At 68.4% G+C, this 21,154-nt stretch carries 23 protein-coding genes; 14 read left to right on the plus strand and 9 right to left on the minus strand.

Going from position 1 to position 21,154, the window contains the following annotated elements:
- Position 1 precedes the first annotated feature (1 nt).
- The 3 genes from AC3A6G_RS05010 to AC3A6G_RS05020 all read left to right on the plus strand — a co-directional run bounded on the left by AC3A6G_RS05010 (position 2) and on the right by AC3A6G_RS05020 (position 2,807).
- Positions 2-757 (plus strand): enoyl-CoA hydratase/isomerase family protein, encoded by a 756-nt coding sequence (locus AC3A6G_RS05010; protein WP_487865419.1) that lies wholly within the window; start codon positions 2-4, stop codon positions 755-757.
- Positions 758-813: 56 nt separating this feature from the next.
- Entirely contained in the window at positions 814-1,038 is a 225-nt protein-coding gene (locus AC3A6G_RS05015) for a hypothetical protein (RefSeq protein ID WP_487858525.1), read from the plus strand.
- A 65-nt stretch (positions 1,039-1,103) separates the two neighbouring features.
- Entirely contained in the window at positions 1,104-2,807 is a 1,704-nt protein-coding gene (locus AC3A6G_RS05020; RefSeq protein WP_487873207.1) for a SulP family inorganic anion transporter, read from the plus strand.
- Positions 2,808-2,818: 11 nt separating this feature from the next.
- Here the strand turns inward: AC3A6G_RS05020 and AC3A6G_RS05025 are convergent, their stop codons facing one another.
- Positions 2,819-3,325 carry an outer membrane protein assembly factor BamE gene (locus AC3A6G_RS05025; RefSeq protein WP_487873208.1) on the minus strand — a complete coding sequence of 169 codons (507 nt, stop codon included), beginning with the start codon at positions 3,323-3,325 and terminating at the stop codon, positions 2,819-2,821.
- Between the two features lie 40 nt (positions 3,326-3,365).
- Here AC3A6G_RS05025 and AC3A6G_RS05030 point away from each other — a divergent pair, with 40 nt between their 5' ends.
- From AC3A6G_RS05030 to panC, 5 genes are all read left to right on the plus strand, one after another.
- Complete coding sequence (locus AC3A6G_RS05030; RefSeq protein WP_487858528.1) at positions 3,366-3,572, plus strand: DUF3460 family protein; 207 nt, start codon at positions 3,366-3,368, stop codon at positions 3,570-3,572.
- Positions 3,573-3,641: 69 nt separating this feature from the next.
- Positions 3,642-4,478 carry a segregation and condensation protein A gene (locus AC3A6G_RS05035; RefSeq protein ID WP_487858529.1) on the plus strand — a complete coding sequence of 279 codons (837 nt, stop codon included), beginning with the start codon at positions 3,642-3,644 and terminating at the stop codon, positions 4,476-4,478.
- A 33-nt stretch (positions 4,479-4,511) separates the two neighbouring features.
- On the plus strand, positions 4,512-6,095 hold the full coding sequence (nadB, locus tag AC3A6G_RS05040; RefSeq protein ID WP_487873209.1) for an L-aspartate oxidase: 1,584 nt from the start codon (positions 4,512-4,514) through the stop codon (positions 6,093-6,095).
- A 73-nt stretch (positions 6,096-6,168) separates the two neighbouring features.
- On the plus strand, positions 6,169-7,062 hold the full coding sequence (gene panB / locus AC3A6G_RS05045; RefSeq protein ID WP_487858531.1) for a 3-methyl-2-oxobutanoate hydroxymethyltransferase: 894 nt from the start codon (positions 6,169-6,171) through the stop codon (positions 7,060-7,062).
- A 19-nt stretch (positions 7,063-7,081) separates the two neighbouring features.
- A complete protein-coding gene (gene panC, locus AC3A6G_RS05050) occupies positions 7,082-7,927 on the plus strand; it encodes a pantoate--beta-alanine ligase (protein ID WP_487858532.1) in 846 nt (281 codons plus the stop codon).
- A 197-nt stretch (positions 7,928-8,124) separates the two neighbouring features.
- On the opposite strand, the gene nadA is transcribed toward panC, so the two are convergent.
- The 6 genes from nadA to AC3A6G_RS05080 form a co-directional block, all read right to left on the minus strand.
- A complete protein-coding gene (nadA, locus tag AC3A6G_RS05055) occupies positions 8,125-9,243 on the minus strand; it encodes a quinolinate synthase NadA (protein WP_487873210.1) in 1,119 nt (372 codons plus the stop codon).
- A gap of 7 nt (positions 9,244-9,250) precedes the next feature.
- On the minus strand, positions 9,251-10,138 hold the full coding sequence (nadC, locus tag AC3A6G_RS05060) for a carboxylating nicotinate-nucleotide diphosphorylase (RefSeq protein WP_487873211.1): 888 nt from the start codon (positions 10,136-10,138) through the stop codon (positions 9,251-9,253).
- A 65-nt stretch (positions 10,139-10,203) separates the two neighbouring features.
- Entirely contained in the window at positions 10,204-11,220 is a 1,017-nt protein-coding gene (locus AC3A6G_RS05065) for an NAD(P)H-dependent glycerol-3-phosphate dehydrogenase (protein ID WP_487865429.1), read from the minus strand.
- A 24-nt stretch (positions 11,221-11,244) separates the two neighbouring features.
- A complete protein-coding gene (secB, locus tag AC3A6G_RS05070) occupies positions 11,245-11,709 on the minus strand; it encodes a protein-export chaperone SecB (protein ID WP_487858536.1) in 465 nt (154 codons plus the stop codon).
- 170 nt (positions 11,710-11,879) lie between these two features.
- Entirely contained in the window at positions 11,880-12,140 is a 261-nt protein-coding gene (gene grxC, locus AC3A6G_RS05075; protein WP_487858537.1) for a glutaredoxin 3, read from the minus strand.
- 70 nt (positions 12,141-12,210) lie between these two features.
- Positions 12,211-12,594, minus strand: a complete 384-nt coding sequence (locus AC3A6G_RS05080; RefSeq protein WP_487858633.1) for a rhodanese-like domain-containing protein — start codon at positions 12,592-12,594, stop codon at positions 12,211-12,213.
- Positions 12,595-12,699: 105 nt separating this feature from the next.
- Here AC3A6G_RS05080 and gpmA point away from each other — a divergent pair, with 105 nt between their 5' ends.
- The 3 genes from gpmA (at position 12,700) to AC3A6G_RS05095 (ending at position 15,783) form a co-directional block, all read left to right on the plus strand.
- Entirely contained in the window at positions 12,700-13,443 is a 744-nt protein-coding gene (gpmA, locus tag AC3A6G_RS05085) for a 2,3-diphosphoglycerate-dependent phosphoglycerate mutase (RefSeq protein WP_487858538.1), read from the plus strand.
- A 103-nt stretch (positions 13,444-13,546) separates the two neighbouring features.
- Positions 13,547-14,989, plus strand: coding sequence for a S41 family peptidase (locus AC3A6G_RS05090; RefSeq protein WP_487858634.1), 1,443 nt, complete (start codon positions 13,547-13,549; stop codon positions 14,987-14,989).
- A 35-nt stretch (positions 14,990-15,024) separates the two neighbouring features.
- Entirely contained in the window at positions 15,025-15,783 is a 759-nt protein-coding gene (locus tag AC3A6G_RS05095) for a HesA/MoeB/ThiF family protein (protein ID WP_487873212.1), read from the plus strand.
- A 3-nt stretch (positions 15,784-15,786) separates the two neighbouring features.
- On the opposite strand, the gene AC3A6G_RS05100 is transcribed toward AC3A6G_RS05095, so the two are convergent.
- Positions 15,787-17,820, minus strand: a complete 2,034-nt coding sequence (locus tag AC3A6G_RS05100) for an AsmA family protein (RefSeq protein ID WP_487873213.1) — start codon at positions 17,818-17,820, stop codon at positions 15,787-15,789.
- Positions 17,821-18,058: 238 nt separating this feature from the next.
- On the opposite strand from AC3A6G_RS05100, the gene AC3A6G_RS05105 reads away from it, so the two are divergent.
- Complete coding sequence (locus AC3A6G_RS05105) at positions 18,059-18,466, plus strand: response regulator (RefSeq protein ID WP_487858541.1); 408 nt, start codon at positions 18,059-18,061, stop codon at positions 18,464-18,466.
- 61 nt (positions 18,467-18,527) lie between these two features.
- Here the strand turns inward: AC3A6G_RS05105 and AC3A6G_RS05110 are convergent, their stop codons facing one another.
- Positions 18,528-19,160, minus strand: coding sequence for a response regulator (locus tag AC3A6G_RS05110; RefSeq protein WP_015866882.1), 633 nt, complete (start codon positions 19,158-19,160; stop codon positions 18,528-18,530).
- A 130-nt stretch (positions 19,161-19,290) separates the two neighbouring features.
- On the opposite strand from AC3A6G_RS05110, the gene AC3A6G_RS05115 reads away from it, so the two are divergent.
- On the plus strand, positions 19,291-20,610 hold the full coding sequence (locus tag AC3A6G_RS05115) for a CHASE3 domain-containing protein (protein ID WP_487858542.1): 1,320 nt from the start codon (positions 19,291-19,293) through the stop codon (positions 20,608-20,610).
- 338 nt (positions 20,611-20,948) lie between these two features.
- Positions 20,949-21,113 carry a DUF1328 domain-containing protein gene (locus AC3A6G_RS05120; RefSeq protein WP_487858543.1) on the plus strand — a complete coding sequence of 55 codons (165 nt, stop codon included), beginning with the start codon at positions 20,949-20,951 and terminating at the stop codon, positions 21,111-21,113.
- Positions 21,114-21,154: the final 41 nt, after the last annotated feature.

The raw sequence follows: 21,154 nt of genomic DNA on the forward strand, positions 1-21,154 counted from the left end.
CATGCTGCCCACCCTCGAGATCGACGGCCACGTCGCCACCCTCGCGCTGCGCCGTCCGCAGGCCGCCAACAAGCTGACGCCCGAAGACCTGCCCGAACTCGTTCGCCATGTGGAGACGGTGAACGGCTCACCCGAGGTGCTGGTGCTGGTCGTCCGCTCCGAAGGCAAGCACTTCTGCAGCGGCTACGACATCTCGGAGGTGGCCGCCAGCAGCCAGACCGAAGGCCGCAGCTTCGGAGAGATGGTCGATGCGCTGGAGAACTGCCGCGCCGTCACCATCGCGGCGGTGCATGGCGGCGTCTATGGCGGCGCCACCGACCTGGTGCTGGCCTGCGACTTCCGCGTGGGCGTGCGCAGCGCCGAGATGTTCATGCCGGCCGCGCGGCTCGGCCTGCACTACTATCAGAGCGGCATGGAGCGCTATGTCTCGCGGCTCGGGCTCGACATGGCCAAGCGGCTCTTCCTGACCGCCGAGAAGCTCGACGGCAGCGCGATGCGTGACTGCGGATTTTTCACGCACCTGGCCGACGACGCCGCGGCACTCGACGTGCAGGTGCAGCAGCTTCGCACCACGCTGGCCGGCATGGCGCCGTTGGCGCTGCTGGGCATGAAGAAGCACCTGAACCGGATCGCGCGCGGCACGGCCGATGCCGCCTCGATCCAGCGCGAGGTGCAGCGCACCGTCGCCTCCGAAGACCTGGCCGAGGGCGGCCGCGCCTGGCGCGAGAAGCGCCCACCGGTCTTCAAGGGGCGCTGAGCGGCCTTTCCTCGCCCGGCTGGCGCCACAGCGGGCCGGCGGTGCAAAATCCGCCGATGCAAAGCCATCGCCCCCGCTTCCGACTTTTCGTTCTCGCGGCGCTCGGCCTCGCAAGCGCCCTGCTGCTGGGCGGTTGCGCGGTGGTCGCCGTGGCCGGCACCGCGGTGAGCGTGGGCGCGGGTGCGGTGGGCCTTGCGGCCGATGCGGCCATCGGCACCGCGCGCATCACGGGCAAGGCGGTGGGCGCAGCCGCCGACGCGGTGATTCCCGACAGCGACTGACCGGTGCTGCGCCCGGCCGGCGTGCCGTCTTCGCGGCACGGGCGGCGGGTCACAATGGGCGCCACATGCAGTCACCGCTGACCCTCACCCGCTTTCGCCCGCGCCTGCTCGACGCCCTGGCGGACTACAACCGCACGCGCTTCTTCAAAGACCTCGGCGCCGGGGCCACCGTGGGCATCGTGGCGCTGCCGCTGGCCATGGCCTTCGCCATCGCCTCCGGGCTGCCGCCCGAGGCCGGCATCTGGACCGCGATCATCGCGGGCTTCCTGATCTCGCTGCTGGGCGGCTCGGCGGTGCAGATCGGCGGGCCGGCCGGCGCCTTCATCGTGATCGTCTACGGCATTGTCGAACGCTACGGCGTGGCGAACCTGCTGATATCAACCGCCTGCGCCGGCGTGCTGCTGTTCGCCGCCGGCCTGTTCGGGCTGGGGCGGCTCGTGCGCTTCGTGCCGCTGTCGATCGTGGTGGGTTTCACCAACGGCATCGCGGTGCTGATCCTGCTGTCGCAGCTCAAGGACCTGCTCGGGCTGACGGTCGAGAAGATGCCGGCCGACGTGTTCTCGCAGCTGCATGCGATGGCGCTGCAGATCGGCACCTTCAACCCCTATGCCTTCGCGCTCGGCCTGGCCTGCGTGATCGGCCTGCTGACCTGGCCGCTGCTGCTGCGCGAGGACTCGAAGCTCGGCCGATCGGTGCTCCGCGTCGGCGGGCGCGTGGCGCGCACGCGCCTGGTCCAGGCCGGCGCCCGGCTGCCCGGGCCGATCGTGGCGCTGGTCACGCTGACGCTGGTGTCATGGGGTTTCAGCTTGCCGGTGGAAACCATCGGCAGCCGCTTCGGCGGCATTCCCGAGGGCCTGCCGGCGTTCGCGCTGCCCGATTTTTCGTGGGAAACCGTCAAGCAACTGGTCACGCCGACGCTGACCATCGCGCTGCTCGGCGCCATCGAGTCGCTGCTGTGCGCGCGCGTGGCCGACCAGCTCGGCGACCAGCCGGGCCACGATCCGAACCAGGAACTGATGGCGCAGGGCATCGCCAACGTGGTCGCGCCCTTCTTCGGCGGCATGCCGGCCACCGGCACCATCGCACGCACCGTGACCAACATCCGCTCGGGCGGCACTTCGCCGGTCGCGGGCATGGTGCATGCGCTCACGCTGATGGTGGTCGTGCTGCTGGCCGCGCCGCTCGCGCGCCATGTGCCGCTGGCAGTGCTCGCGGGCATCCTGGTGTTCGTGGGCCTCAACATGGGCGAATGGCGCGAGTTCACGCCCGGGCAGTTGCGGCACTTCAGCCGCCACTACCGGCTGCTGATGCTCGGCACCTTCTTTCTCACCGTGGTGTTCGACCTCACGGTGGCGGTGCAGGTGGGCATCGTGCTGGCCTGCGCGCTGTTCATCCGGCGCATGAGTGGGCTGTTCAACGTTGAACTCGTCACGCTGCAGCCGCCGGTGCTGACCTACCGGCTCTACGGCGCGCTGTTCTTCGGCGCGGCAGCCAAGCTCGACGAGGCGGTCAATGCGGCCGAGAGCGCGCCGCGCGGCATGACGGTGGTGATCGACGCCACCTACCTGATCTACCTGGACGCCTCGGGTGTCGATGCGCTGCGCCAGCTGCACCGGGCGGTGCTGGCGCGCGGCGGGCTGCTGCGGCTCGAGTCGCTGCAGCCGCAGCCGCTTGAGGTGATCGTGCGCTCGGGATTTTCCGAAGAGCTGTTGACCGGTCAGCCGCGCGAGCCGGAGGCCGAAGGCCCCGGATCGCTGCACCGGTCCTAGGGCGGCCGAAGCTAGTTCGCCTCGGTGCTGCGGTCCGGCGAGGAGCCGCTGCGCACCACGCGCTGGTCGTCGTTGAGCACCGCGGTGAAGACCATCGGCGAATTGGGCGGCTGCACCCAGCGCCATTCCCATTCGTATTCGCGCCGCAGCGCGTACGGCGTCACCTTGGCGGGCTTGCCGAGCAGCTTGCGCAGGTCTTCCATCGCCATGCCGGGCTGCACCCTGGCAAAGTTCTCGGGCGTGAGCACCTGGCGCAGCGCGCTCATCTTGCCGTCGGCGCCGATGGTGATCATGTAGTTCTTCTGGCCTTGCGGCTGGCGGTTGAATTCGAGCACGCGCCCGCCGGGCGCGTCCCAGACGTTCTCGGGCTCGCCGAACCGGGCGCGCACGTCGGCCTCTGTGGAAACGCCTTCCTCGAGTTCGCTGATGCGCTGCGGATCGCAGCCGGAAAGCCCGACGCACGCAGCCGCCACCAGTGCCATTGCCGCGCCGATCCGGCGCCCGTGTCCTTGCTTCATGCCATCCCCGGTAAAATTCGCCGCTACAAAGGTCCAGTCTATGTCCATCTTCCGCCGCCCCCACTACACCTCCGAGATCACCAGCTTCATCGAGGAGATGAAAGCCAAGAAGCCGACGCTGGAGGCCGAACAGCGCGCCGGCCGCGCCCTGCTCTGGGACAAGCACCTCGACCGCAGCCTGCTCGAGGAATACAAGGAAGCCAACGTGCCGCAGCAGCCCTACGTCTACCAGACGAGCGGCAAGTGATGGCGCCTTGCGGTATCCGCGGTCCGTTGCGCAGCGCCCGACGCTATTAATTTGATAGCGCGCGCCCGCATGAAGGACAACGAGGACAACGACAAGCCCCTGGCCGGCATGCCCGAGGTGGTCGACCAGGTGGCGCTCGCACGGCTCTACGGCGAGCCGTTGTTCGCGATGCCGAAGGACCTGTACATCCCGCCCGAGGCGCTGCAGGTCTTCCTCGAGGCCTTCGAAGGCCCGCTGGACCTGCTGCTCTACCTCATCCGCAAGCAGAACTTCAACATCCTCGACATCCCGATGGCGGGGCTCACGCGGCAGTACCTGAGCTACGTCGACGAGATCCGCCAGACCAACCTCGAACTCGCGGCCGAGTACCTGCTGATGGCGGCGATGCTGATCGAGATCAAGTCGCGCATGCTGCTGCCGCCCAAGAAGGTGGCCGACGGCGAAGAGGCCGAAGACCCGCGCGCCGAACTCGTGCGCCGCCTGCTCGAGTACGAGCAGACCAAGCTCCAGGCCGCCGCCATCAATGCGCTGCCGACGTACGGCCGCGATTTCTGGAAGGGACAGGTCTACATCGAGCAGTCGCTCAAACCCCGCTTTCCCGATGTGAACGTGGTCGAGCTGCGCGACGCGTGGGCCGACATCATGAAGCGCGCCAAGCTCGTTCAGCACCACAAGATCTCGCGCGAGGAGCTCAGCGTGCGCGAGCACATGAGCATCGTGCTGCGCCACCTGCAGGGGCAGCGCTTCGTCGAGTTCGAGAAGCTGTTCGACGTGACCCGCGGCACGCCGGTGCTGATCGTCACCTTCATCGCGATGCTCGAGCTCGCCAAAGAGACGCTGATCGACATCACGCAGGCCGAGGCCTTCGCTCCGATCTACGTGCGCCTGGCGTATTCGCCGGCCTGAAAAGCCGGTCGCCGCTCTCGGACCGGCCCAGCCATGCGCGACTTCGACGTTCTCATCGTGGGCAGCGGCCTGGCCGGCCTGTCGGCCGCGCTGCACCTGGCGCCCACGCACCGCGTGGCGGTGCTGACCAAGCGGGCGCTCCGCGACGGTGCCAATGCCTGGGCGCAGGGCGGCATCGCGGCCGTGCAGGCCGAGAGCGACAGCTTCGACGCCCATGTGGAAGACACGCTCGTCGCCGGCGCGGGCCTGTGCGACCCCGCGGCCACCCGCTTCGTGGTCGAGCATGCGCCCGAGGCCATCGGCTGGCTGCGCGCGCTCGGCGTGCCGTTCTCCGAGGAAGACGGCGCACTGCACCTGACGCGCGAGGGCGGCCACAGCCAGCGCCGCATCGTGCACGTGACTGACGCCACCGGCGCGGCCGTGCAGCAGACGCTGATCGAGCGGGTGCGCCGCACGCCGAACATCGCGCTGTTCGAGCACCACATGCTGGTCGACCTGATCACGCAACCGGCGCCCGAGCGCGGCCAGCCGGTCTGCCGCGGCCTCTATGCGCTCGACAACGCCACCGGCGAGGTGCAGGCCTTCGCCGCACCCCACACCCTCCTTGCGACGGGCGGCGCGGGCAAGGTATACCTCTACACCACCAATCCCGACACGGCCACGGGCGACGGCATCGCCGCGGCGTGGCGCGCGGGCTGCCGGGTGTCGAACATGGAATTCATCCAGTTCCACCCAACCTGCCTCTACCACCCGCACGCCAAGTCGTTCCTCATCAGCGAGGCCGTGCGCGGCGAAGGCGGCCTGCTGAAGCTGCCCGCATCGGCCGGCGGTGCGCGCTTCATGCCCCGCCACGACGAGCGCGCCGAACTCGCGCCGCGCGACGTGGTGGCGCGCGCCATCGACTTCGAGATGAAGAAGCACGGTCTCGACTGCGTGCACCTCGACATCTCGCACCAGCCCGCCGCCTTTCTCGAGGCGCACTTTCCCAACATCCTCGCGCGCTGCGCAGCGCTCGGCATCGACATCACGCGCGACCCGATTCCCGTGGTGCCGGCGGCGCACTACACCTGCGGCGGCGTGCAGACCGATCTTGCAGGGCGCACCGACGTCGCCGGCCTCTACGCGATCGGCGAGACCGCCTGCACCGGGCTGCACGGCGCGAACCGGCTGGCGAGCAATTCGCTCGTCGAGTGCATGGTGTTCGCCCGCGCCGCGGCCGACGCCATCGCGCGCGCACCGGCCAACAGCCCACGCGTCGAACTGCCCGCCTGGGACGCCAGCCGCGTGACCGATGCCGACGAGGCGGTCGTCATTTCGCACAACTGGGACGAGCTGCGCCGCTTCATGTGGGACTACGTGGGCATCGTGCGCACCGACAAGCGCCTGGAGCGCGCGAGCCACCGCATCGCGCTGCTGCAGTCCGAGATCCAGGAGTTCTACGCGAACTTCCACGTCACGCGCGACCTGCTCGAACTGCGCAACCTGGTGCAGGTGGCCGAGCTAATCGTGCGCTCCGCGCAGGCCCGGCACGAGAGCCGCGGTCTGCATTTCAGCCGCGACCATCCATCGCTGGCCGAGCACGCCGCGCCCACGGTGCTGGTGCCCCCGGCCGACTGATCGACCCACCGTTTTTTTGTTCTCTTCATCCAAGGATGCCCGGCCACCGACGCCCGCAGGGAGAAACCCAACCATGTCGAACCTCACCATGCCCGCAGACACCTCGCCCGCCTCGCCCTACGGCTCGCTGCCGCCCGCCTCGCCACCCGCCTCGCGCAAGCCCGTGAGCCTGCCGCGCCTCGCCGACATGCATGCGCGCGGCGAGAAGATCGCGATGCTGACGGCCTACGACGCCACCTTCGCCGCCATGGCCGACCGGGCAGGCGTGGACTGCCTGCTGGTCGGCGACTCGCTCGGCATGGTGTGCCAGGGCCTCGCGAGCACGGTGGGCGTGAGCCTGGAGGCGATGCGCTATCACACCGACAGCGTCGCGCGCGGCCTGCGCCGCGTGCAGGGCACGGCCTGGCTGATCGCCGACCTGCCCTTCGGCAGCTACCAGCAGTCGCGCGAGCAGGCGCTCGCGAGCGCGACGGTGCTGATGCAGGCCGGCGCGCACATGGTCAAGCTCGAAGGCGGCGGATGGACCACCGAGACCGTGCGCTTCCTCGTCGAGCGCGGCATTCCGGTGTGCGCGCACCTGGGACTCACGCCACAGACCGTGCATGCGCTGGGCGGCTACCGCGTGCAGGGCAAGGGCGACGCGGCCGCGACGCTGCTGAAGCAGCAGGCGCATGCGCTGCAGGACGCGGGCGCGGCCATGCTGGTGCTCGAGATGGTGCCGGCCGCGCTCTCGGCCGAACTCACGGCCGAACTGACGCACTGCGCCACCATCGGCATCGGTGCCGGCAAGGCCACCGCCGGACAGGTTCTGGTGCTGCACGACATGCTGGGCATGAACCTCGGGAAGATGCCGAAGTTCGTGCGCAACTTCATGGCCGACGCGCCGGGCATCGCCGATGCGCTCGCGGCCTATGTGCGCGCCGTGAAGGACGGCAGCTTCCCCGACGACCAGCGCCACGCCTGGTAAGCAAGAAAGGACTTTTCCGATGAAGATCGCACGCACCCTCTCCGAACTTCGCGAGCACCTGGCCGCCTTCGAGCGACCCGCCTTCGTTCCCACCATGGGCAACCTGCACGATGGCCACCTGGCGCTCGTGAAGCAGGCGATCCCCCTCGGCGACGTGACGGTGGCGAGCATCTTCGTCAACCGCCTGCAGTTTTTGCCGCACGAGGATTTCGACACCTACCCGCGCACTTGGGAGAGCGACTGCGAGAAGCTGCGCACGGCCGGCTGCAACGTGCTGTTCGCACCCGACGAACGCGCGCTCTACCCCGAGCCCCAGACCTGCAAGGTGCATCCGGACCCGGCGCTCGCCGACATCCTCGAAGGCCATTTCCGCCCCGGCTTCTTCGTGGGCGTGTGCACGGTCGTGATGAAGCTGTTCCAGTGCGTGCAGCCCCGCATGGCGGTGTTCGGCAAGAAAGACTACCAGCAGCTCATGATGATCCGCCACATGGTGCGGCAGTTCGCGATGCCGATCGAGATCGTCGGCAGCGAGACCTTCCGCGCGGCCGACGGCCTGGCGCTGTCGTCGCGCAACGGCTACCTGAGCGAAACCGAGCGCGCCGAAGCGGTGCAGCTGTCGAAGGCGCTCCAAGCCATGGCGGGCGCCGTGCGCGCGGGCGAGCGCGACCTCGCCGCCATCGAGGCGCGCGCAATGCAGACGCTCGCGGCGCGCGGCTGGCAGCCCGACTACATGGCGCTGCGGCGCCGTTCCGACCTGCAGGCACCCGCCGCCGCGGGCGAGCCGCTCGTCGCGCTGGCCGCGGCGCACCTGGGCGCCACGCGGCTGATCGACAACGTCGAGATCGACGCACCCGCCAAGGCATGAGCGGCGCGATGGCACACGCGGGCGAGTTCACGCACCGCTTCCTGCAGCCGATGGACGGAGCCGACCAGGCGGCGAACACGCGGTGCCCGAACCGCGGCCCTCGCTCGCGCGCGTTCGCGTGTGGCGCGAGGCGCTCGGCAACTCCTGCACCGTGGACTTCTAGGTTTTGCTCCCTCCCCTTCCGGGGGAGAAGCCATTCAAGCCGCGCCGATGCCGGCGACCAGGCTGCCCGCCGCCTGCCCTTCCTTGAGCCCCGCCGTGAACGCCAGCATGCGGTCGATCGGCACCCGCGCGCGCCGGCCGAGCGCCGGGTCGACATGGACCTCGCCCGCGCCGGTCTCGAGCGCGTTTGCAAGCTCGGCCAGCCCGTTCATCGCCATCCACGGGCAATGCGCGCAGCTCTTGCAGGTGCCGCCGTTGCCGGCGGTGGGGGCTTCGATGAAGGTCTTGCCGGGGTTCAGCGTGCGCAGCTTGTGCAGCATGCCGATGTCGGTCGCCACGATGAATTCGGCCGCGTCCATGCGCTGCGCCGCATTCAGGATGGCGGAGGTCGAGCCCACCGCATCGGCCAGCGCGATCACGTCGGCCGGCGATTCGGGGTGCACCAGCACCTTGGCTTTCGGGTGTTCTTTCTTGAGCAGTTCGAGCTCGAGCGCCTTGAACTCGTCGTGCACGATGCAGGCGCCATTCCAGCTCACCATGTCGGCGCCGGTCTGGCGCTGGATGTAGTCCCCCAGGTGGCGATCCGGGCCCCAGAGGATCTTCTGCCCGGCGGCATGCAGCGCGCCGACCACGTCGAGTGCGCAGCTCGAGGTGACGAGCCAGTCGGCACGCGCCTTCACCGCCGCGCTGGTGTTGGCGTAGACCACGACGGTGCGGTCCGGATGCTGGTCGCAGAAGGCGCTGAACGCCTCGACCGGGCAGCCGAGATCGAGCGAGCAGTTCGCGTCGAGGTCGGGCATCAGCACGCGCTTCTCGGGCGATAGGATTTTCGAGGTCTCGCCCATGAAGCGCACGCCCGAGACCACGAGCGTGGTCGCTGCATGGTCGCGGCCGAAGCGCGCCATCTCGAGCGAATCGCTCACGATGCCGCCGGTCTCCTCGGCCAGGTCCTGCAGGTCGGGATGCACGTAGAAGTGCGACACCATGACCGCATTGCGCTCGTGCAACAGGCGGCGAATGCGCGCCTTGAGCGCCGTGCGCTCGCTGGCCGACGGCTCGGGCGGCACGCGCGCCCAGGCGTGGCGCGTGTCGCACACGGCCGTGTCCGCGCGCGCGGGCTCTTCGTAGTCGACGTCGATGAGCGGGGACGGCATGGGCGGCTCAGCTTTCCTCGAAGCGCATGGAGTAGTCGACGGCCTTCACGTCCTTCGTCAGGGCGCCGATGGAGATCCGGTCGACGCCGGTCTCGGCCAGTGCGCGCAGGCCGTCGAGCGTCACGCCGCCCGAGATCTCGAGCACGGCCTTGCGCGCTTCGCCGGCCGCCTCGTTGATGCGCACGGCCTCGCGCAGCGTGGGCAGGTCCATGTTGTCGAGCAGCACCATGCGCGCGCCGGCGTCGAGCGCCTCGCGCAGCTGGGCCAGCGTCTCGACCTCGACCTCGACGAAGGCGGCGCGCGCCGCGACAGGCGCCACCGCCCGCAGCGCTGCGGCCACGCCGCCGGCCGCGGCAATGTGGTTTTCCTTGATGAGCACCGCGTCGTAGAGGCCGATGCGGTGGTTCAGGCCGCCGCCCGTGCGCACGGCGTACTTCTGGGCCAGGCGCAGGCCCGGCAGGGTCTTGCGCGTGTCGACGATGCGCGCGCGCGTGCCGCGGACCGCGTCGGCGTATTGCGCCGTCTTGGTGGCCACGGCGCTCAGCAGCTGCAGGAAGTTGAGCGCGGTGCGCTCCGCGGTCAGCAGCGCGCGCGCGGCGCCTTCGACCTCGAGCACGACCTGGTCGGCCGCACAGCGCTCGCCCTCGCCGCAATGCCACTGGATGCGGGCTTCGGGATCGAGCTGCCGCAGCGTGGCTTCGACCCACGGCGCGCCGCAAACGACGGCCGATTCGCGCGCCAGCACGCGGGCACGGGCGCGGCGGGCCGGGTCGACCAGCGAGGCGGTCAGGTCGCCGTCGGCCACGTCCTCCTGCAGGGCGCGTGCCGCGTCGGCCTCGGCCAGTGCGCGCAATTCGGGCGCCGAAAAATCAAAGCGATGGCTCTTGGCAGTCATTGTCTTGTTGTCTCGTTCTCTTTTTGTCTTTTTGCCTGTCGCGCTGTCGAAGAAGAAACCGTTCGTCAGGAATCGGGCCGAACCGATTCGGGCACCGGATCGCGTCCGGTCAGCGAGGCGACGGCCTCCTTCGGGCCGAGCCGGCCGTCGAGCAGCGCGACCACGCTTTCGGCGATCGGCATCTCGATGCCCAGGCTGCGCGCGCGCTGCACCACGGTGCGGGCGCAATAGACGCCTTCGGCCACATGGCCCAGCGATGCCACCGCCTGGGCCAGGGTCTGACCCTGCGCGAGCAGCAGGCCCACCTTGCGGTTGCGTGAGAGGTCGCCTGTGGCCGTGAGCACCAGGTCGCCGAGCCCTGAAAGCCCCATGAAGGTCTCGGCACGTGCACCGAGCGCGAGCCCGAAGCGCGTCATTTCGGCCAGGCCGCGTGTGATGAGCGCGGCGCGCGCGTTGAGGCCCAGCGCGAGACCGTCGCACAGGCCCGTGGCGATGGCCAGCACGTTCTTGACGGCGCCGCCGACCTCGACGCCGACGATGTCGTCGTTCGCATAGACGCGCAGCGCGGGACCGTGGAAGGCATCGACCAGCGCGTCGCGCACCTCGGCGTGCGGGCTCGCCGCCACCAGTGCGGTGGGACGGCCCTCGGCGACTTCCTGGGCGAAGCTCGGCCCGCTGAGCACGCCGGCCTTCAGCGCGGGCGCGACCTGGGCCCAGATCTCGTGGGCCAGCAGGCCGAACGAGGCGGCGTCGCCGCCGAGCGCCGGCTCCACGCCCTTGCAGAGCCAGGCCACCGGCGCGCGCGTACCGCGCAAGGCGATGAGCTGCTGGCGCAGTGCGGCCATGGGGGTGGCGACGATGACGAGTTCGGCGCCGGCCTGCGCCTCGCGCAGGTCACCGGCGCGCACGGCGAGCCCCGGCGGCAGCACCAGGCCCGGCAGGTAGCGGCGGTTTTCACGCGACTTCGAGATCGCGTCGGCCTGGGCCGCATCGCGCGCCCAGAGCGTGACCTCATGGCGGCCGGCCGCATTGACAGCGAGCGCCGTGCCCCAGGCTCCGGCGCCATGAACGCAGATCTTCATCGGCGTCGCGGCGCTGTGCAGCGCTTACTGCGTGACGATCGGCGAGGGCTGGCCGGCGGCCTGCGCCTGCTGCTGCTCGTACATGGCCTGGAAGTTGATCTCGGCCAGGTGCACGGGCGGGAAGCCGCCGCGCTGGATCACGTCGGCCACGTTGCCGCGCAAGTACGGATAGACGATCTGCGGGCAGGCGATGCCGAGGATCGGGCCCATCTGGTCTTCGGGCAGGTTGCGGATCTCGAAGATGCCGGCCTGCTTGGCTTCGACCAGGAACACGGTCTTGTCGCCGATCTTGGTCTGCACGGTAGCGGAGACCGAGACTTCAAAGATGCCGTCGGCGACGGGCTGGGCGTCCACGCCGAGCTGGATGTCGACCGTGGGCTGCTCCTGCTCGAGCAGGATGCCGGGGGAATTGGGTTGTTCGAGCGACAGATCCTTGAGGTAGACGCGCTGGATCTGGAACACGGGATCTTGGGCTTGCTGGTCGGCCATGGCTGGACTTTCGAGAATCAAAACAATGCCCGCTGGGGCGGGTAACCCGCAGCGGGCTGCAGATGCGAGAACGGAAGATTATGGCCCGGCACAAAGGCCGGTTCGTGAAACACGCCAAAGGCAGGTTTGGGACGGCGGGCGAAATGCACGCTTCCCCGGGGGACGCTCGATCAGCTGCCTTGCAGCAGCGGCACCAGCCCGCCGCGGCTGTCGAGCGCCATCAGGTCGTCGCAACCGCCCACGTGGGTGTCGCCGATGAAGATCTGCGGCACGGTACGCCGCTGGGTGATCTCCATCATGGTGTCGCGGGCCTGCGGATCGCTGTCGATGCGAATCTCCTCGATCTCGTCGACGCCCTTGGATTTGAGGATCTGCTTCGCCCGCACGCAGTACGGGCAGAAGGCGGTGGTGTACATCTTGACTGCTTGCATGGTCTGTACCTCGGGAGGTCTTTCAGTTTTTCAACCCGGCCGGCGCCAGGGGGAAACCCCCGCCCGCCGATCAGGCCTTCTCGACCGGCAGATTAGCCTCTTTCCACGCCTTGAGTCCGCCCGAGACGGCTTGGGCCTGCTCGTAGCCGAGTTTCTTGGCCGTGGCCACGGCGCGCTGGGCGCGGGCACCGGTGGCGCAGACCAGCAGCAGCGGCACGTTCTTGTTCTTGACCGCGCCGGTCAGCTTTTCCTCGATCTGGTTCAAAGGCACGTTCTTGGCGCCGATCATGTGGCCGGCGGCGAACTCCTCGGGCTCCCGCACGTCGACCAGCACCGCGCGCTCGCGGTTGATGAGCTGCACCGCCCCCTGCGCCGTGAGGGTGCCACCGCCGGCCCCGCGAAGCTTCGGCCAGGCGAGCATGCCACCCGCGCTGAGTGCGAGCAGCACCAGCATCCAGTTCGCGGTGACGAATTCGATCAATTTCACGGGGGTTCCTTGGATGGCAAACCCGAGATTTTAGAATGCTGGTTTTCCAAAGCGCTGCCAAAGGCCTCCCACATGCACAAACTGGTACTGATCCGCCACGGCGAATCGACCTGGAATCTCGAAAATCGCTTCACCGGATGGACCGACGTCGACCTCACCGAGACCGGCATCGAACAGGCCAAGCAGGCCGGACGGCTGCTCAAGGCCGAGGGCTACGACTTCGACGTGGCCTACACCAGCGTGCTCAAGCGTGCCACGCGCACGCTCTGGCACACCCTCGACGAACTCGACCGCACCTGGCTGCCGGTGGTGCATTCGTGGCGCCTCAACGAGCGCCACTACGGCGGCCTGCAAGGCCTGAACAAGGCCGAGACCGCCAAGAAGTACGGTGACGAGCAGGTGCTGATCTGGCGTCGCAGCTACAGCACGCCGCCGCCGCCGCTCGACGCCGACGACCCGCGCAGCGAGCGTGGCGACGTGCGCTATGCGAAGCTCTCGCCCGAGCAGATCCCGCTGACCGAATGCCTGAAGGACACGGTGGCCCGCGTGCTGCCGTTCTGGAACGAATCGATGGCCCCCGCGATCCGCACCGGCCGCCGGCTGGTGGTGGCGGCGCATGGCAATTCGATCCGGGCGCTCGTGAAGTACCTCGACGGCATCTCGGACGACGCCATCGTCGGCCTGAACATCCCGAACGGCATCCCGCTGGTCTACGAACTCGACGACGACCTCAAGCCGCTGCGCCACTACTACCTCGGCGACGCTGCCGCGGCCGAAAAGGCAGCGGCAGCGGTGGCCTCCCAGGGCAAGGGCTGAAAAAGAAAGGCCCCGGGCGGCGGTCCCCCGTGGAACCCCGGCAGGCAATTTGCTTCCAAGCTGTGTATATTGGTTCGACAGCCGACAAGGACAATCACTCATGATGGGCCAGAAATTGAAGATTACCGGCTGGGTCGCCGCTGGCGCCGTGGCCGGCGTCCTGACCACCGTCTCGCTGCAGACGGTCGCACGCGGCTCGCTCGCGCCGCTCCCGCTCGAAGAACTGCAGCAGCTCGCCGCAGTGTTCGGCATGGTCAAGAGCGACTATGTCGAGCCGGTCGACGAGAAAAAGCTCATCTCCGATGCCATCTCGGGGATGGTCGCGGGGCTCGATCCGCATTCGCAGTACTTCGACAAGAAGTCCTTCAAGGAATTCCGCGAGGGCACGACGGGCCGCTTCGTCGGCGTCGGCATCGAGATCTCGCAGGAAGACGGCCTGATCAAGGTGGTGTCGCCGATCGAGGGCTCGCCCGCTTTCCGCGCGGGCCTGAAGCCCAACGACCTGATCACCAAGATCGACGACACGGCCGTGCGCGGCCTGTCGCTCAACGAGGCCGTCAAGCGCATGCGCGGCGAGGCCAACACCAAGGTGCTGCTGACGATCTTCCGCAAGGACGAGAGCCGCACCTTCCCGGTCACGATCACGCGCGAGGAAATCCGCACCCAGTCGGTGCGCGGCAAGGTCATTGAGCCGGGCTATGGCTGGATCCGCGTGTCGCAGTTCCAGGAGCGCACGGTCGACGACTTCGTGAAGAAGGTCGACGAGATCTACCGCGAGCAACCCAACCTCAAGGGCCTCGTGCTCGACCTGCGCAACGATCCCGGCGGCCTGCTCGATGCGGCGGTGGCCATTTCGGCGGCCTTCCTGCCCGAGAACGTCACGGTGGTCACGACCGACGGCCAGCTCGCCGAGAGCAAGTCGGTCTACAAGGCGGCGCCCGAGTTCTACCAGCGCCGTTCGGGCAGCGACCCGCTGCGCAACCTGCCTGCGGCCCTGAAGACCGTGCCGCTCGTGGTGCTGGTCAATGAAGGCTCGGCGTCGGCGAGCGAGATCGTGGCCGGCGCGCTGCAGGACCACAAGCGCGCCACCATCATGGGCAGCCAGACCTTCGGCAAGGGCTCGGTGCAGACGGTGCGCCCGCTCGGCCCCGACACCGGCCTGAAGATCACCACCGCGCGTTACTACACGCCGAGCGGCACGTCGATCCAGGCCAAGGGCATCGTGCCCAACGTGCTGGTCGATGAAAGCGCCGAGGGCAGCCCGTTCGCCGCGCTGCGGATGCGCGAAGCCGACCTCGAAAAGCACCTGGCAAGCGGCCAGGGCCCTGAGGTCAAGGACCCCGAGCGCGAGAAGGCCCGCGACGAGGCCCGCAAGCGCCTCGAGGAAGAAGCCAAGAAGCCGCCGCAGGACCGCAAGGTGCCCGAATTCGGCAGCGACAAGGACTTCCCGCTGGTTCAGGCGCTCAATCGCCTGAAGGGCCAGCCGGTGCTGGTCAGCAAGACCCAGGTCATCGTCGACAACAAGGAAGAGAAGAAGGAAAACTGAGGCCGACCGCCGGCTTGGTGAGTAAGTACGCGCGCATGGAAGACAGCGAACTCCTGCGCTATTCGCGCCACATCCTTCTCGAGGAATTCGGCATCGACGGGCAGGCGCGGGTCAGCGCCGGCCGGGTGCTGGTGATCGGCGCTGGCGGCCTCGGCTCGCCCGTGGCGCTGTACCTTGCTGCGGCGGGCGTCGGCCACGTCGTGCTGGTCGACGACGACGAGGTCGACCTCACCAACCTCCAGCGCCAGGTCGCCCACACGAACGCCCGTGTCGGCCGGCCCAAGGTCGAATCGGCCGCCGAGGCCATGCGCGACATCAATCCCGGCATCGCCATCGAGACGCATGCGGTGCGCGCCGACGAGGCGCTGCTCGCACGGCTCGTTGCGGCAGCGGACGTGGTGGTCGACTGCTGCGACAACTTCGCGACCCGCCATGCGGTGAACCGCGCCTGCGTGGCGCATGGCAAGCCGCTGGTCGCGGGCGCGGCGATCCGCTTCGACGGCCAGCTGAGCGTCTACGACACCCGCGACGACGCCTCGCCCTGCTACGCCTGCCTCTTTCCGCCCGATGCAGCCTTCGAGGAGACGCTCTGCGCGGTGCTCGGGGTCTTCGGGCCAGTGGTCGGCACCATCGGCACGCTGCAGGCCAGCGAAGCGCTGAAGCTGCTCGCGGACATCGGACCGTCGCTCGCCGGCAGGCTCCTGATGTTCGACGGACGCCGCAGCGCCTTCGACACGCTGCAGGTCGCGCGCGACCCCCACTGCAGCGTATGCGCCACGCGCCCGGGGCACTGACGCTCAACGCTGCGTCGCCGGCGCACCGTTCGTCTTTGCGCCCTTTGCCTTCGCGGCGCCGGCCGCTGCAGGGCCCGCCGAGGGCTTGTTGGCGTCCGACAGCACGCTCTTGCAATCGGCATCCTCGCCGGGGCCGGTCTCGATGGTCGCCGCCAGCGCGAGCAGCGGGTTGATCGCCCCGAGTGCCAGCGCGACCAGGCCGCGTTCCGCCAGTGGCATCGCCTGGACGCCGCCCGAGGGCGAGCCAAAGGTGCCGCCGATGACCAGCGGCGTGCGCAGCGAGAGGATGCTCGCGTCCTTGGGCTGCGGCCGCACCACGAAGTCGAGCTTCTCGGTCGCGAGATTGGCCTCGCCGGTAACGTAGAAGACGGTGTCTTCGGTGTCGAGCACCATGCTGCGGCTGCGCATGACGCCCTTGTCGACGTCGAAGGCCACCGCCGCGCAGCGCAGTTCGACGTTGCGGTCGCCGCCCAGCAGAAACTTGATGATCTCGCCGCCATCAAGCCCCATGAACTCGAGCAGCAGGTTGCTGAAGCGCCCGCGTCCGGTCAGTGCCGCCACATCGCCCGAGGCGGCGCCGAGCCAGCCGGCCACCGAGTTGCCGCGACCCGACAGGTTGACCCGGCCATCGAGCCTGCTGAAGCTGCTGCGCATGGTCTCGACCTTCGGGATCAGCCGGTTGAGCTGCACGTTTCGCAGATCGAGCGAAGCGCGGATATCCGCGGGATTCTGGGTCGCGTCGATGCGGATCGCGCCCGCCAGCTTGCCGCCGCCAATGCCCAGGTCGAGCGGTTCGAGCGCCAGCACGCCGTCCTTGAGCTTGACCTGCACGCTGCCGCGGTCGAGCGGAACGTCGCGCACGTTGCGGATGCGGTCCGCCGTGTACTTGACGTCGGCATTCATCGCGCGCAGGCGTTCGAAGTCGAGCGGGGCCGTGGGCAGCACCTTGGCGCCCGAGGCGCGCCGGTCCTGGATCGTCGGCGGCGGCGCCACGCCCTCCACGGCCTTGGCCGAGCGCTCGGTGGGCCGCAGGCCGATCAGCGGCCCCAGGTCGTCCATGTCCATCACCTTCGAGCGCAGCTCGCCCGAGAGTTGCGGCACGGCAGCGCCCTGGTCGAAGCGCATGTCGCCGCCGATGTCCGACAGGCCGAGCCGGCCCTTGAGCCCGGCCACTTCCCACAGCGTGCCGCGCTTCCGCAGATCGCCGCTCAGCGCATAGGGCGAGGTCTCCGGCAGCGCAATGCCCAGCAGCGGGAACAGCGCACCGAGCGTCTGGCCCTTGAGATCGAATTTGGCCTCGATGCCGTCCAGGTCGGCAAACTGGCCCACGGTGCCAGCGGCCTTGAGCCGCGTCTGTCCGGCCTTCGCGTCGATCTCGAGCGGAAACGGCGGCTGCCCGGCGGCGTTGAGCTGCAGCACGTTGCCGGTGCGGCCGTCGGCGGTCAGCGGCTGGCCCTTGTAGCGCCCCTTGATCTTGTAGGCCAGCGGCAGGTCGCCGCGGCTGGTGTCGTAGCTCACGTCCGCATGCACGTCCACCCCCAGGTGCTTGGCCAGGAAATCGATGGCGCCGCCGTCGACCTGCACCGCCCCGATGACCGGCACCGTACCCGCGTCGGAGGTGTCCTTGCCGAACGCCCAGGTGCGGCGCCCGTCGGCCTCCATCTGCAGCCCGACCGTGGGCGAGGCCAGTGCAAGGCGCGGGATCACGACCTGCTGCCGCAGCACCAGCGGCCAGAGCCGGATGTCGAACTCGGCGTGCTCGGCCTTCAGCAGGTACGGATCGCGCGCCCAGGGCGGATTGGCGAACTCGATCCCGTCGGCCTTCACGGTCGCGCCGCGCAGCCCGATGCCTACGTCGAGCCGGCGCGTGATCTCGAACTTGCGGCCGGTCTTCTCGCTGACGTAGCGGTTCACGGGTTCACGCAGGGTGTCCCACGGAAAGAACGCCAGCAGGAGCATGAGTGCCGCAAGAAGCAGCACGAAGCCGGCCAGCAGCTTGAGCCACAGTGGCCGGGTGCGAAAGACGTTCGTTGGCATGGTGTCCTGGATATACCTTCGTTGCGGTGTTTCGGGTCGGCAGTCGACCGCATGCGTCGTGAGTCAATGCCTACGGCGGAGGGCAGCACAAAGGCGGTCGTCGGAACCCGCCTACAACACGCTTCCTCCGAACCCTGCATGATGCTCGTCGGCGGAGCCCCACCCTTCGATGCCCAGGCAGTCGCCAGCAGGCGTTGCGCGGCGACGCCTGCCAACGTGAGAGGAAGCGCGGTTCGGCATGGACACCAGATTGCAGACCTACATCGTCGAAGACAACCTCACGATCCGTGAAAACCTCATTGGCACCCTGGAAGAGCTCACCTGCACGACGGTGGTCGGCTTCGCAGAAACCGAAGTCCACGCAAGACAGTGGCTGCAGTCGCACGGCGACGAATGGGATCTTGCCGTGGTCGACCTCTTCCTCAAGCAGGGCAGCGGCCTCGGCGTGCTCCAGGCCTGCGCCGCGCGCAAGGCGCACCAGAAGGTGGTGGTGCTCAGCAACTATGCGACGCCCGACATCCGGCGGCGCTGCGCGGAATTCGGCGTCGACGCCGTGTTCGACAAGTCGAACGAGATCGATGCCCTGGTCGACTTCTGCATCCTCGAGGCGGTGGCGCACCGCCCCGCGAGCGGCACCACCGACTGACGGAGGACAAGACGAAGAAAAGGCCGCACCGGGCGGCCTCGTACTCCAGGTCGGGGGCTGCTCAATCGATCAGCTTGTTCTTCAGCGCGTAATAGGTGAGGTCGCTGTTGGACGACAGGTTCATCTTTTCCATCAGGCGCGTGCGGTAGGTGCTCACGGTTTTGACCGACAGCGACAGCGTCTTGGCGATGTCGCCTGCGGTTTCGCCCTTGGCGAGCTTCAGGAAAACCTGGAACTCGCGCTCCGACAGCTGCTCGTGGGGCGCCGCGTCGTCCTTGCGGTCGAGCTGGCGTGCGAGCAGTTCGGCCACGGCCGGCGTGATGTAGCGGCGGCCGAGCGAGATGGTGCGGATCGCATTGACGATCTCCATCGGGTCGCATTCCTTGTTGAGGTAGCCGCTCGCCCCCTGGCGGATGAGGTTCATCGCGTAGTGCTCTTCGGGGTACCCGCTGAGGATGAGGATGCCCACGTCCGGCGCCTTGGCGCGGATCATCGCCAGCGCGTCGATGCCGCTCTGCCCCGGCATGGAGAGGTCCATCACCAGCACGTCGAGCTCGGTGGTGCGCACCAGCTCGATGGCCTCGCGTCCGCTGGCGGCTTCGCCGGCGACGCGAAGGTCGACATGCTCGGAGAAGAACTGCCGGAGGCCGGACCTCACGATAGCGTGGTCATCCACAATTCCAATTTTGATCATCTGTTACTTTCGTCGTTGTGTCGCGAGCGCGGAAGCCGCAACATGCCGGTCCCTGCTTGTTGTCAATTATTCACGAACTTGTGTTGAACGTACCCGCTAAAGTTTCATGCACTGGTTAGCCCCCCCAAAAATGGCCGTAAGCCTGCTGCTCGCGGCGCTGGCTGCGCTGGCCCTCGTCGGCATCAACGAGGCGGGCTACCGCCAGTCGAGCCAGGCCCTCGCCAACATCGGCGAGGCGCAAAAGGTACGCAGCACGCTCAACCAGCTGCTGCAGAACATGCTCGACGCCGAGACCGGACAGCGAGGGTACCTGCTCACCGGCGAAGCGAGCTACCGACAACCCTACGACTCGGCGGTGAAGCAGGTCGACGGGCATCTCGCCGCGCTGCGCCAACTCTACGCCGACCAGCCGGCCGAACGCGCCCGCCTGACCGAATTGTCGAAGCACGTGCTGCGCAAGATTGCCGAAATGGACATGAGCGTGCGGCTACGCAAGGACGGCCAGGAAGACGCATGGAAGTTCGTCATCACGACCGACGTCGGCCGCGAGGAGATGGACGCCATCCGCAAGACCGCGAGCGAGCTGATCGAGGCCAGCAACCGGACCCTGCACGACGCCCAGGTCCAGGTGATGAAGTCGCTGCGGCTCGCTCGCATCGGTACCGCCATCGTGGCGCTCGCCGCCCTGCTGGCCTTCTTCCTGTACCTGCGGCAGTCGCATGCGCTGCGCTCGGTCGGCGAGCGCCAGCAAGAGGCGCTGCAGCGCGAGCGCAACGCGCTCGAGGACGAGGTGCGCGAGCGCACCGCCTCGCTGGCCGAGTTGGCCACCCACCTGCAGGACGTGCGCGAGACCGAGCGCGGCTACCTCGCACGCGAGCTGCACGACGAGCTCGGCTCGCTGCTGACCGCGGCCAAGCTCGATGTGGCGCGGCTCAAGTCGAGGTTGCTCGACACCCCTGACGCCAGCCAGCGGCTGCAGCACCTGACCGAGCTCCTCAACAGCGGCATCGCGCTCAAGCGCCGCATCATCGAGGACCTGCGCCCTTCGTCGCTGTCCAACCTCGGGCTGGTGGCTTCGCTCGAGATCCTCGGGCGCGAGTTCGCCGAACGCTCGGGCATTCCGGTGCAGATGGCACTCGAACCGGTGACGATGGACGAGTCGCGCCAGCTCACCATCTACCGCATGGTGCAGGAAAGCCTGACCAACATCGGCAAGTACGCCGAGGCCACCGAAGCGACGATCGTGCTGAAGAACTACGAGAACCACGTGATCGTGGAAGTGGCCGACAACGGCAAGGGTTTCGACCCGCTGCGCATGCGCCCATCGACGCATGGGCTCGCGGGGATGCGCCACCGTGTCGAGGCGGCGCGCGGCAAGCTCACGATCACCTCGACGCCGGGGCGCGGCACGCGCCTGAGCGCCATGCTGCCCGTGGCCAAGCTGCCTTGATCCAGGAGGCTGTCGGGCTTGGGCATGGCAGTCCCAGCAAACGGCCCGAAGGGTTGCACGAGACAGGGCGCATGCGGCGTTGCCAATGCTCGCTGGACATCAGTCCAGCTTGCGCTTGGCGCCTTGCCTGCGCCCTGTCTCGCACAACGCGGGGCCATGCCCAAGCCCGACAGCCTCCTGGGAACTCGGCCATCTCCTACGCTCCCCGCGCCCTGGCGCTGACAACCCTTTGCGAGGCCACCACTTAAGGTTGCACCACGCTGCCATTTCCCACCCGTCACATGACGCGGGCCGTGGCAGCATTTGCCAACAACGAGCGAAGTCTCGAAGGAGTCCACATGTTGCATTACGCAGTGGTGTTTCTGGTCATCGCGCTGATCGCCGCCGTGCTCGGTTTCGGCGGCATCGCAGCCAGCGCGGCGGGCATCGCCAAGATCCTGTTCGTGATCTTCGTGGTGCTCGCCATTGCCAGCTTCCTGGCCGGCTTGCTACGACGCAAGTAGCGTAGGTACGATCCTCAGGCTCCCGCATTTCATCTCCCCGG

This window comes from Variovorax sp. Soil_C_26, assembly GCF_057657075.1.

Excerpts from the sequence above, each read along its gene's own strand:
- AC3A6G_RS05010 (WP_487865419.1), top strand. The coding sequence starts at position 2 with ATGCTGCCCACCCTCGAGATCGACGGCCACGTCGCCACCCTCGCGCTG.
- AC3A6G_RS05015 (WP_487858525.1), top strand. The coding sequence starts at position 814 with ATGCAAAGCCATCGCCCCCGCTTCCGACTTTTCGTTCTCGCGGCGCTC.
- AC3A6G_RS05020 (WP_487873207.1), top strand. The coding sequence starts at position 1,104 with ATGCAGTCACCGCTGACCCTCACCCGCTTTCGCCCGCGCCTGCTCGAC.
- AC3A6G_RS05025 (WP_487873208.1), bottom strand. The coding sequence starts at position 3,325 with ATGAAGCAAGGACACGGGCGCCGGATCGGCGCGGCAATGGCACTGGTG.
- AC3A6G_RS05030 (WP_487858528.1), top strand. The coding sequence starts at position 3,366 with ATGTCCATCTTCCGCCGCCCCCACTACACCTCCGAGATCACCAGCTTC.
- AC3A6G_RS05035 (WP_487858529.1), top strand. The coding sequence starts at position 3,642 with ATGAAGGACAACGAGGACAACGACAAGCCCCTGGCCGGCATGCCCGAG.
- nadB (WP_487873209.1), top strand. The coding sequence starts at position 4,512 with ATGCGCGACTTCGACGTTCTCATCGTGGGCAGCGGCCTGGCCGGCCTG.
- panB (WP_487858531.1), top strand. The coding sequence starts at position 6,169 with ATGTCGAACCTCACCATGCCCGCAGACACCTCGCCCGCCTCGCCCTAC.
- panC (WP_487858532.1), top strand. The coding sequence starts at position 7,082 with ATGAAGATCGCACGCACCCTCTCCGAACTTCGCGAGCACCTGGCCGCC.
- nadA (WP_487873210.1), bottom strand. The coding sequence starts at position 9,243 with ATGCCGTCCCCGCTCATCGACGTCGACTACGAAGAGCCCGCGCGCGCG.
- nadC (WP_487873211.1), bottom strand. The coding sequence starts at position 10,138 with ATGACTGCCAAGAGCCATCGCTTTGATTTTTCGGCGCCCGAATTGCGC.
- AC3A6G_RS05065 (WP_487865429.1), bottom strand. The coding sequence starts at position 11,220 with ATGAAGATCTGCGTTCATGGCGCCGGAGCCTGGGGCACGGCGCTCGCT.
- secB (WP_487858536.1), bottom strand. The coding sequence starts at position 11,709 with ATGGCCGACCAGCAAGCCCAAGATCCCGTGTTCCAGATCCAGCGCGTC.
- grxC (WP_487858537.1), bottom strand. The coding sequence starts at position 12,140 with ATGCAAGCAGTCAAGATGTACACCACCGCCTTCTGCCCGTACTGCGTG.
- AC3A6G_RS05080 (WP_487858633.1), bottom strand. The coding sequence starts at position 12,594 with ATGCTGGTGCTGCTCGCACTCAGCGCGGGTGGCATGCTCGCCTGGCCG.
- gpmA (WP_487858538.1), top strand. The coding sequence starts at position 12,700 with ATGCACAAACTGGTACTGATCCGCCACGGCGAATCGACCTGGAATCTC.
- AC3A6G_RS05090 (WP_487858634.1), top strand. The coding sequence starts at position 13,547 with ATGGGCCAGAAATTGAAGATTACCGGCTGGGTCGCCGCTGGCGCCGTG.
- AC3A6G_RS05095 (WP_487873212.1), top strand. The coding sequence starts at position 15,025 with ATGGAAGACAGCGAACTCCTGCGCTATTCGCGCCACATCCTTCTCGAG.
- AC3A6G_RS05100 (WP_487873213.1), bottom strand. The coding sequence starts at position 17,820 with ATGCCAACGAACGTCTTTCGCACCCGGCCACTGTGGCTCAAGCTGCTG.
- AC3A6G_RS05105 (WP_487858541.1), top strand. The coding sequence starts at position 18,059 with ATGGACACCAGATTGCAGACCTACATCGTCGAAGACAACCTCACGATC.
- AC3A6G_RS05110 (WP_015866882.1), bottom strand. The coding sequence starts at position 19,160 with ATGATCAAAATTGGAATTGTGGATGACCACGCTATCGTGAGGTCCGGC.
- AC3A6G_RS05115 (WP_487858542.1), top strand. The coding sequence starts at position 19,291 with ATGGCCGTAAGCCTGCTGCTCGCGGCGCTGGCTGCGCTGGCCCTCGTC.
- AC3A6G_RS05120 (WP_487858543.1), top strand. The coding sequence starts at position 20,949 with ATGTTGCATTACGCAGTGGTGTTTCTGGTCATCGCGCTGATCGCCGCC.